This is a genomic window from Paraburkholderia sp. RL17-347-BIC-D (genome assembly GCF_046027915.1).
In the GTDB taxonomy this organism is placed as follows: Bacteria; Pseudomonadota; Gammaproteobacteria; order Burkholderiales; family Burkholderiaceae; genus Paraburkholderia.
Window position 1 is genome coordinate 1 of sequence record NZ_JARESS010000189.1, and the last position, 1,066, is coordinate 1,066.

The 1,066-nt window shown below is 56.2% G+C and carries 1 protein-coding gene; it reads right to left on the reverse strand.

From position 1 onward, the window contains the following. Positions 1-995: Rieske 2Fe-2S domain-containing protein (locus P0D96_RS48070; RefSeq protein ID WP_408321362.1), on the reverse strand; the 995-nt coding region annotated here is incomplete at its 3' end. Between the last annotated feature and the right edge of the window lie 71 nt (positions 996-1,066).

Below are 1,066 nucleotides of genomic sequence, written 5' to 3' on the forward strand. Positions count from 1 at the left end.
GGCGCATCGGACCTGGCATGGATTTCTGGGCCAAGCCCGCCAAGACTGACCATTGCCTCGCAGTACTTCACTCCCACCACGTCCTCATCCAATGCAGCGGCGATATCGGCTTTCAGTGATTCGGTAAGCTGTTGATCGCCAAGCCCGAAGTTTCGGCTAAACGCCCAGAAGTAGTGGGTCGTATTCTCTGTCTCTGGCGTAATCGCATGATTCACCCTGAGCGCACCGTATGGTTTGCCAGGCTCCACACCACCATTCACCGCACTCTGGAAACTGGAGCCCGTGGAATGCAGCCCCGGAGGGAAGAAGTACTGGATCATGGTGCGGTCGACCAGTCCGGTCATATTCATCGTTTTCGCCAGGGGAAGGTGTTCGACCTGATCACTTTTGATAAAGCGGGAGACGATAAACTGACGCTCATCCTGCTTCATCTCCGCTTCGGCATGTGCGATTCCGGGGCCGCCAATCGTGCTGCCGTGCAGGTAGCTCAGATGCGACAGGTCGAGCAAATTGTCATGCAGAAAGATGTATCGCGATTCGACCCGTTCGTGGGCGCCGACCGTTGGTTGCCAACCTTCGTCCGATACGCGAAGGGGCCCGTGATCGGGAATCAGACTCTCGTCCGCAAGCGACGGGTCACCCATCCAGATCCACAGCCACTCCCAGCGCTGCACCAGAGGATACTTGGTAACGCCATAGCTCGCGGGAATGTCCGTTTGGGAAGGAATGCGAACGCACTTGCCACTGCAATCGAACGTGAATCCGTGATAACCGCATTCAATCTGATCGTCGATGAGCTTTCCCCTGGAGAGGGGAAACCTTCTGTGTGGGCACCGATCGGCCAGTGCTACGGGATTTCCCTCTCGGGTACGGTAGAGAACCACCGGCATACCCAATATCGTACGGGCCAGCAAGTCCGGGCCGATCTGGTCGGACCAGGCCGCAACGTACCATTGATTCTTCGGGAAATTCATGTCCTTCTTGAGGGGATACATTTTCCTATCTCCGATATACGTAATTGTGGGTGCGCCTGCACCTTCCCCGACTTATCGATCATTCCTCGATC